Raw genomic sequence first — 825 nt, 5'->3', positions numbered from 1 at the left:
ACTTCAGGTAGCCGGACTCGACGGCCGCCATCGCGCCGCCCATCTGCTGGATGCGGTCGATCTCCGCGAGCGACTCCTCGACCAGGGCGTCCACCTTGGCCTCGATGACGTGCGAACCGGCGAAGATGTCCTCGTACTCCAGCAGATCGCTCTCGTGCGCCAGCACCTGCTGGATACGGAGCGACCACTGCTGGTCCCAGGGGCGCGGCAGCCCCAGCGCCTCGTTCCAGGCCGGGAGCTGCACCGCGCGGGCGCGGGCGTCCTTGGAGAGGGTGACGGCCAGCATCTCCAGGACGATGCGCTGGACGTTGTTCTCCGGCTGCGCCTCGGTCAGGCCGAGGGAGTTGACCTGGACGCCGTAGCGGAAGCGGCGCTGCTTGGCGTCGGTGATGCCGTACCGCTCGCGGGTGACGCGGTCCCAGATACGGCCGAAGGCGCGCATCTTGCACATCTCCTCGATGAAGCGGACGCCCGCGTTCACGAAGAACGAGATCCGGGCGACCACATCACCGAACTTCTCCTCCGGGACCTGGCCCGAGTCGCGGACCGCGTCGAGCACCGCGATGGCGGTCGACATGGCGTACGCGATCTCCTGGACCGGGGTCGCCCCCGCCTCCTGGAGGTGGTAGCTGCAGATGTTGATCGGGTTCCACTTGGGGATGCGGTTGACCGTGTACGTGATCATGTCGGTGGTCAGCCGCAGCGAGGGCACCGGCGGGAAGACGTGCGTCCCCCGCGAGAGGTACTCCTTCACGATGTCGTTCTGCGTGGTCCCCTGGAGCTTGCCGGGGTCGGCCCCCTGCTCCTCCGCGACCACCTGGTAGA

At 68.0% G+C, this 825-nt stretch carries 1 protein-coding gene; it reads right to left on the bottom strand.

Annotated elements, in window-relative coordinates; genetic code table 11:
• A partial coding sequence (locus RM572_RS28610) for a methylmalonyl-CoA mutase family protein (protein ID WP_311676284.1) occupies positions 1–825 on the bottom strand: 825 nt, incomplete at both ends.

The organism is Streptomyces hazeniae, assembly GCF_031845485.1.
GTDB lineage: Bacteria > Actinomycetota > Actinomycetes > Streptomycetales > Streptomycetaceae > Streptomyces > Streptomyces hazeniae.
Note: the sequence above shows the minus strand (reverse complement) of the source record. Positions and strands in the feature narration are given on the sequence as shown.